Here is a 6900-nt window from a genome sequence, read left to right as displayed (position 1 = left end):
AACTTAAACACTCACGTCACCGGCGGTTATTCTTAATTAGTGACTGCGCGCGGGCCTTCCCGCGGTTCTCCCGCGGGCCTTCCAGCGGCTTCCCCGTGGGGCTCGTCGGGGGGTTCCGGTGCGGTTCCGCCGCCCGTCGGCAGCCCCGTGACCTGCGCGTCAATCGGACATTGATTCGCTTCTGATCGACTGCGAGCACCTTGGCTGGGGCGGTCCTCACCGGCCGCCACCACCCGTCGTGCCCCAAGCAGTGAAGAGAGTCCCATGCCGATCCACCTGGTGCCCCAGCCCGTCCACACCGTGCCCGCCCAGGGCCAGTCCGGAGCCGACTCGCTGGGCGGGGACGCGTACGCGTACGGGCAGGTCGTGGACGACGAGCCGGCCACCCCGCGGTTCGCCGGCCTGCGCCTGGTGCACGCCGCGCTGCGCCGGGACCTCGCCCGGCTGCCCAACGCGCTGCGGCTGCTCCAGCCCGACGAGGACGACAAGGGCGAGGCGCTGCTACGGCACTGGAACTTCATCACCGCCATGCTCACCTGCCACCACGAGCAGCAGGACACCCGGCTCTGGCCGATCGTGCGCCGCTTCGCGCCCGAGCTGCGACTGCTGCTCAACTGGCTGGAGGACGACCACCACAACCTGGACCACTCCTTCACCCGGGTCACCACGCTGGTGCGGATAGCGAGCCGGGACACCGGCAGCGCCTGGCCGGTCGCGTACGCGATGGAGGACCTGGCGGCCCGGCTGGAGACCCACCTGCGGATCGAGGAGCGGCAGCTGCTGCCCCGGATGGAGCGGGTGATCGCCGACGGCTCCCGGCTCGGCGGGCTGGGCGAGCTGCTGGACCTGCTGCGGCTGGCCGACGGCCCGGGCGTCGCGGACGCGCTGGCCTGGCTGCTGGAGGGCGTGGAGCCCGCGCTGGTCGAGCGGCTGCTGGCCGAGTGCGACGACGACGTGGCCCGCAACTGGCCGCACTGGCACGCGACCTACCAGCGCTGCACCTCGCCGCTGTGGGGGCCGGTGGACGGTCCGGTCGGCGGTGCCGGCGCCGGCACCGGCACGGGCGCCGGCTTCGGCCTCGGCTTCGGCGGTCTGGGGAGCGTCGCCGACTGACTCCGGGGCCTCTTCGCGGGCCGTTGATCTACGCGCGTGGCATGAGCCTCCGGTACGGGCCTCCGGCATATGCCCGACGGCTCCGGGGGCTGGCTGGTATCCCAACTCTCGGTATTTCCAGGGGGATTGGGCCCATCAGCATCGGGTGCCGGCCGTCCCGCCCGCCGCCCCGGCCGCTTACTCCGGTAGGCGGTTGAGCCACTCCAGCGGTGCGACCCGGATCGCCGTGTGCGGCGAGCCGTCCCACTCCGCCGTCAGCCCGACGGCCTCCAGCGCGGCGACCACCGTCCGCCCGACCTCCGCCGTCCGGCGCTCCGAGGCCTCGGTCGTCTCCTCCCCGGCGCGGAACCCGCCGTAGCGCAGCATCAGCCCCCGGCCGGCGGCCGCCGCCTCGGTGTCCTGCTGGTGGAAGAAGACGAAGCCGACCGAGCCCTCCCCGGCCTCGCCACCGATCTCCGCGTAGCCGCAGCCCGCGCAGCAGGTGAAGTCCATCGCCGCGACGATGCCCTGGTCCTCCAGCGCGTCGAAGGCGTCCGCCAGCCGGTCCACGTCGGTGGTCTCCGGCCAGGCCGCCTGCTCGGCCAGCCGCGCGGCCCACAGCGGAGCGACGATCCGCTCCGCCTCCTCCTGCGTCAGCCCCTGGTCGTCGAGGTCCTCGACCAGGGACTCGGCTATCTCGTCCGGCTCCTGGAAGCCGCACCGGATCAACTCGCTTGCCCGCTCCTGGACTTCGCGCAGCACGTCGGGGGTGAGAACCGTCTCCTCGGTCATGCCCGCATCCTCGCACCCGCCACCGACACCGACGGCCGGGCGCGGGGGCGGAGACCGGCGCTTCGCCGCGGGCCGCCGTCCTGCTACCGTCCCGCCGGTGACCTCCCTGCTGCAACCACCGCTGCTCACCCGGCTGCTGGCCGCCGAGCGCATCCTGATCGCCGGAGCCGGCGGCGGATTCGACGTGTACGCCGGGCTGCCGATCGCCCTCGCCCTGCGGGCCGCGGGAAAGGAGGTGCACCTGGCCAACCTCTCCTTCTCCCACCTCTACGGCCTGCCGCTCGACGTCTGGGCGGAGTCCGACGTGGCCCGGATCGGACCGGACACCGCCGCCCCCGAGGGCTACTTCCCGGAGCGCACCCTGGCCCGCTGGCTGAACCGGCACGGCATGCCCGACACCGTGTGGGCCTTCCCGTCGGTGGGTGTGCAGCCGCTGCGCGAGGCCTACCGCGCGCTGGTCGGCCGCCTGGGCGTGGACGCGGTCCTGCTGGTGGACGGCGGCACCGACATCCTGATGCGCGGCGACGAGGCCGGACTCGGCACCCCGGAGGAGGACATGGCGAGCCTGGGCGCGGTGGCCGGCCTGGACGAGGTGCCCGAGCGGCTGGTCGCCTGCCTCGGCTTCGGCATCGACGCCCACCACGGCGTCAACCACTCCCTGGTGCTGGAGAACCTCGCCGCGATCGACCGGGCCGGCGGCTACCTCGGTGCCTTCTCCGTCCCGCGCGACAGCCGGGAGGGGGTGCTCTACCTGGACGCCGTCGAGCACGCCCGGGCCGCCTTCCCGGAACACCCCAGCATCGTCAACGGCTCGGTGGCGGCGGCGCTGCGCGGCGAGTTCGGCGACGTCCGCTTCACCGAGCGGACCAAGGGCGAGCAGCTCTTCATCAATCCGCTGATGACGCTCTACTTCGGCGTCACGGTCGAGGCGCTGGCCGCCGAGCACCGGTACCTGGACCGGCTGGAGAACACCGTGGTGACCCGCCAGATCGCCACCGTCATCGCGGAGTTCCAGGACGAGCTGCCGCGTCAGCGGCCGCCCCGGCAGTTCCCGCACTGACCCGGGGCGCCTGGGCGGGCGGGGCCGGGGGCGGGCCGGTCAGAGTGGGGCGAGCCGGAACTCCAGGTTCCCGAACCGCACCTGGTCGCCGGGCCGGACCCGGACGCCGCCCGCTATCCGGCGCCCGTTCACATGGGTGCCGTTGGTCGAGCCGAGGTCGTACAGCATCCAGCCGTCCCGTTCGTGCCGCAGTTCGGCGTGGTTCCGGGACACCGAGGGGTCGTGCAGCCGCAGCCCCGAGCCGGGGAGCCGGCCGATCGTCAACTTCCCGGCCCCGGAGTGCGGCAGGCTCAGCCCCGGCAGCCGCTCGGTGCGCCAGGCCTTGCCCAGCCGGTCGCCGAAGGCGGAGATCCGCCCGACCGTCCGCAACACGAACCGCTCGACCGGCCCGCCGGTCGGCAGTCCGGCCACCGCCGCGTCCAACTCGCCGCGGCTGGTGGCCCGGAGGACGATGTCCATCCGGCCGAGGAAGGTGTCGTGCGAGAGCCGCCCGCTGCCCGCGCCGTCCCGCAGCACCCCGAGCGCCTCCTCCCGCTCGGCGTCGGAGGGCCGGACCGCGCCGGTCGGCCCGGCCGTGCCGGCGGGGAGCTCAGGAGGCGTCATGGCCACATTGTCCGCGCGGCCGATTCCGGCTGTCCAGATCACGCCGGGCGCGGGCGCGGGGTTCGTACGTCACGGCAGTCCAGACGCCCTTTCCGGCCGGGCGGTTCCGCGCGTTTGCGGTGTGCCGTACGGGCCGTTCCGGGGCGCCGTACCGACGGACCCCGGCTGCCGTCCGGGCCGTCCCCGGCTGCCGTACGGGCCGTCAGGCCTTGCGGGCGGCGGCCAGGATCTTCTCCGTGGTGTGCAGGAACCGGGAGGTGACCGCGCCCCGGTAGGCCTTGCCGAACATCTCCTTGGTGACCCACTTGCCGTCCCGGAGGTGGACCACCACGTAGGCGGCCCCCGGACCGGCGCCGATCACCTCGACGTCGCCCTTCGGCGAGCGGTGGGGGAGGGCGAGTTCGGCGGGCAGCGGCTCGGAGAGGAAGGCGACGACCAGCCGGACGTCCGGCGTCACCTCGACGCCCCGGAACGGCTCGGCGGCCAGCAGGTCGGCCACCTCGTCCACCGTCCGCAGCAGCACCGGCACCGGGTACCCGAGCGCCTGCTCCAGGTGCTCCTCGATCCGCCCGGTCAGCGCGGCGCGGTCCGGCTCGGCGGTGGTGAAGAAGACGTTGCCGCTCTGGATGTAGGAGCGGACGTTCCCCAACCCGAGCTCGGCGAAGAGCGCCCGCAGCCGCTCCATCCGCACCGTCCGGCCGCCGACGTTGATGGCCCGCAGGAAGGCGATGTACGTGGTCGTGGTGGTCACCCGGCCAGTCTGGCACCGGCCACCGACAGCGGCCCGGCGCTCCCGGCCCGCCGCCCCCGACCGGCCCGCCGTCCCTGCCCCGCATCCGCCCGACCGCCCCTGCCCGTCCGGTCGTCCGCGCCCGGCGGTTGTCGGTGCCGGGTGCCAGACTGGCGCCATGGCTACCTGGCAGGATTTCGAGCACGAGGCCCCCGACCTGGCGCCCCTGGTCCGGGCCCGGTTCGAGGCGAACAAGCACCACGTCCTGGCGACGCTGCGCAAGGACGGATCGCCCCGGGTGAGCGGGACGGAGGTCGAGTTCGTCGGCGCCGACCTGTGGATCGGGTCGATGTACGGCGCGGTCAAGGCGCGTGAGCTCCAGCGCGACGCCCGCTTCGCGCTGCACGCGCACCCGGGGGACGAGACCATGGCCGGCGGGGACTCCAAGGTCTCGGGCCGGGCGGTGGAGGTCACCGACGAGACTGAACTCGCCGCCTTCGCCGCCGATCTGCCCGAGCCGCCGCCCACCCCGTTCCACGCCTTCCGGCTGGAGCTCGACCAGGTGGTGCACACCGCCCTGGAGGGCGACCACCTGCTCGTCTTCAACTGGCACCCCGGCCGGCCGGTGGAGCGGATCCAGGTCCACTGACCGGCCGACCCGGATGACCCGGCCGACCCGGATGAGTCGGCCGGGTCTGCCGGGTGGGCTGCAACCGCCCTACGGCAGAACGGACTTGAGCGCGTCCGGGGTGCGGGCCACGACGGCGTGCCCGTCGTCCGCGGTGATGATCGGGCGCTGGATCAGGATCGGGTGCTCGGCCATCGCCGCGATCCAGCGGTCGCGCGAACCCTCCTCCCGGGGCCAGCCCTTCATCCCCAGGTCCTTCGCGGCCTGCTCGTCGATGCGGGTGATGTCCCACGGCTCCAGGCCCAGGCGCTCCAGCACCCGCACCAGCTCGGCCGCGGTCGGCGGATCCTCCAGGTAGCGCCGTACGGTGTACTCGACCCCGGCGCCGTCCAGCGCGCCGAGCGCGGTCCGGCACTTGCCGCACCGGGGGTTGATCCAGATCTCCATGCCGGCCACCCTACCGAGCCGCCCGCGCCCGCCCCGGCAGCCGCCGCGCGCGCCCGCCCGCTTCCGCCCCTGCCCGTCCCCGCCCCCGGTTCCGTCCCGGGCCGCCGCGCGCGATCCGTTCCGTACGGGAACTCCGCCCCGCCCACCGGCAGTTGACCGGTCAGGAAGCGTGAGCTCGGGAGGGGAGCAGCGGATGGACGGCGCGGCGATCATCGAACAGCTGATGACCACGGAGGTCAGGACCGATCCGTACCCGTTGTACGCGAAGGCCCGCGAGCTGGGCCCGGTGGCCCCGGCCGGGGACGGCATGTTCGTGGTGAGCGGCTACGCGGCGGTCAAGAAGGTGCTGCGCACGCCCGCCTTCGGCGTCGCGACCGCCGAGATGACCGAGTACGCCGCGCACTCCTCGCTCGCCCTGCTCGGCCGCTCGATCCTCCAGCGCAACGCCCCCGACCAGCCGCGGGTCCGCTCGCTGATCGCCTCGGTGTTCACCGCCCGCCGGGTGGCCGCGCTGCGCCCGGCCGTGGAGGCGGCGGTCGGCCGGCTGCTGGACGGGATGGCCGAGCAGGGCGCCGACGGCTCGCCGGTGGACTTCATGGACGCCTTCGCCTTCCGGCTGCCGGTCGGGGTGATCTGCGAGCTGCTCGGCGTCCCCGAGCAGGACCGCTACCGCTTCCGCGGCCTCACCTCCGACCTGACCGTCGCGCTGGAGATCATGCAGGACCTGGACGGGCTGGCCGCCGCCGACGAGGCCGCCGACGAGCTGGCCGGCTACTTCACCGAGCTGGCCGCCGAGCGCCTGGCCCGCCCGCAGGACGACCTGGTCACCGACCTGGCCCGGATCGCCGCCGCCGACGACGAGCGGCTCTCCGCCCGGGAGCTGCTGGCCAACCTGGTGCTGCTGCTGGTGGCCGGCTTCGAGACCACCACCAACCTGCTCGGCAACGGCCTGGCCCTGCTGTTCCGCCACCCCGAGGCGGCCGCCGGGCTGCGCAGCGGCACGATCACCCCGGCCGGGTTCACCGACGAGGTGCTGCGGTTCGACGCCCCGGTCCAGGCCACCGGGCGGGTCGCGCTGGAGCCGGGCCTGGTCGTCGAGGGCCTGCCGATCCCGCCCGGCAGCGGGCTGACCCTGCTGATCGGCTCGGCCAACCACGACCCGGACCGCTACGAGCACCCCGAGGTGTTCGACCCGACCCGCACCGACAGCCAGCCGCTCAGCTTCGGCGGCGGCACCCACTTCTGCCTGGGCTCCCAGCTGGCCCGGATGGAGGCCGAGGTCGCGGTGCCCGCCCTGCTCGACCGCTTCCCCCGGCTCGCCCCGGGCGGCGTGCCGACCCGGCGCGACCGCCTGGTGCTGCGCGGCTACGAGACGCTGCCGGTGACCGTCCGCTGACGCTCCGCTCCCGGGGGCCGGGGATTTGGCTCCTCCGGCCCCGGGGACCGGGACGTTCGGCCATTCGTGGCAGGGTCGTCCGTGGGAGAGCATGGAGGGACCAAACCGGCCAATCCGGGCGGATCGCCCGGAACGGCCGCCTGCCAGGAGGT

The 6900-nt window shown here is 74.2% G+C and carries 8 protein-coding genes; 4 read left to right on the top strand and 4 right to left on the bottom strand.

Going from position 1 to position 6900, the window contains the following annotated elements; translation table 11 throughout:
* Positions 1 to 264 precede the first annotated feature (264 nt).
* Complete coding sequence (locus tag ACFU7Z_RS06815; protein ID WP_380776687.1) at positions 265 to 1113, top strand: hemerythrin domain-containing protein; 849 nt, start codon at positions 265 to 267, stop codon at positions 1111 to 1113.
* 177 nt (positions 1114 to 1290) lie between these two features.
* On the opposite strand, the gene ACFU7Z_RS06810 is transcribed toward ACFU7Z_RS06815, so the two are convergent.
* Positions 1291 to 1884, bottom strand: coding sequence for a DUF6891 domain-containing protein (locus ACFU7Z_RS06810; protein ID WP_380737860.1), 594 nt, complete (start codon positions 1882 to 1884; stop codon positions 1291 to 1293).
* Positions 1885 to 1981: 97 nt separating this feature from the next.
* Between ACFU7Z_RS06810 and ACFU7Z_RS06805 the strand changes: the two genes are divergently transcribed.
* Positions 1982 to 2944 (top strand): DUF1152 domain-containing protein, encoded by a 963-nt coding sequence (locus ACFU7Z_RS06805; protein ID WP_074000867.1) that lies wholly within the window; start codon positions 1982 to 1984, stop codon positions 2942 to 2944.
* A gap of 39 nt (positions 2945 to 2983) precedes the next feature.
* Here ACFU7Z_RS06805 and ACFU7Z_RS06800 read toward each other — a convergent pair whose 3' ends face one another.
* Both ACFU7Z_RS06800 and ACFU7Z_RS06795 read right to left on the bottom strand, forming a co-directional pair.
* Positions 2984 to 3547, bottom strand: a complete 564-nt coding sequence (locus ACFU7Z_RS06800) for an FHA domain-containing protein (protein ID WP_380776685.1) — start codon at positions 3545 to 3547, stop codon at positions 2984 to 2986.
* 202 nt (positions 3548 to 3749) lie between these two features.
* The gene (locus ACFU7Z_RS06795) at positions 3750 to 4298 is read right to left on the bottom strand and encodes a DUF1697 domain-containing protein (RefSeq protein ID WP_074000869.1); all 549 of its coding nucleotides are present in this window, start codon (positions 4296 to 4298) and stop codon (positions 3750 to 3752) included.
* Between the two features lie 157 nt (positions 4299 to 4455).
* Here ACFU7Z_RS06795 and ACFU7Z_RS06790 point away from each other — a divergent pair, with 157 nt between their 5' ends.
* On the top strand, positions 4456 to 4926 hold the full coding sequence (locus tag ACFU7Z_RS06790) for a pyridoxamine 5'-phosphate oxidase family protein (protein ID WP_117487476.1): 471 nt from the start codon (positions 4456 to 4458) through the stop codon (positions 4924 to 4926).
* A gap of 69 nt (positions 4927 to 4995) precedes the next feature.
* On the opposite strand, the gene ACFU7Z_RS06785 is transcribed toward ACFU7Z_RS06790, so the two are convergent.
* Positions 4996 to 5352, bottom strand: a complete 357-nt coding sequence (locus ACFU7Z_RS06785) for an arsenate reductase family protein (RefSeq protein ID WP_380776683.1) — start codon at positions 5350 to 5352, stop codon at positions 4996 to 4998.
* Between the two features lie 169 nt (positions 5353 to 5521).
* Here ACFU7Z_RS06785 and ACFU7Z_RS06780 point away from each other — a divergent pair, with 169 nt between their 5' ends.
* Positions 5522 to 6748 carry a cytochrome P450 gene (locus ACFU7Z_RS06780; RefSeq protein WP_380776681.1) on the top strand — a complete coding sequence of 409 codons (1227 nt, stop codon included), beginning with the start codon at positions 5522 to 5524 and terminating at the stop codon, positions 6746 to 6748.
* Positions 6749 to 6900: the final 152 nt, after the last annotated feature.

The sequence above is a fragment of the Kitasatospora sp. NPDC057518 genome, assembly GCF_042802075.1.
In the GTDB taxonomy this organism is placed as follows: Bacteria; Actinomycetota; Actinomycetes; order Streptomycetales; family Streptomycetaceae; genus Kitasatospora.
Note: the sequence above shows the minus strand (reverse complement) of the source record. Positions and strands in the feature narration are given on the sequence as shown.

What these genes read in the sequence shown, in the direction of transcription:
- ACFU7Z_RS06790 (WP_117487476.1), top strand. Translation starts at nt 4,456, where the DNA reads ATGGCTACCTGGCAGGATTTCGAGCACGAGGCCCCCGACCTGGCGCCC.
- ACFU7Z_RS06810 (WP_380737860.1), bottom strand. Translation starts at nt 1,884, where the DNA reads ATGACCGAGGAGACGGTTCTCACCCCCGACGTGCTGCGCGAAGTCCAG.
- ACFU7Z_RS06815 (WP_380776687.1), top strand. Translation starts at nt 265, where the DNA reads ATGCCGATCCACCTGGTGCCCCAGCCCGTCCACACCGTGCCCGCCCAG.
- ACFU7Z_RS06785 (WP_380776683.1), bottom strand. Translation starts at nt 5,352, where the DNA reads ATGGAGATCTGGATCAACCCCCGGTGCGGCAAGTGCCGGACCGCGCTC.
- ACFU7Z_RS06800 (WP_380776685.1), bottom strand. Translation starts at nt 3,547, where the DNA reads ATGACGCCTCCTGAGCTCCCCGCCGGCACGGCCGGGCCGACCGGCGCG.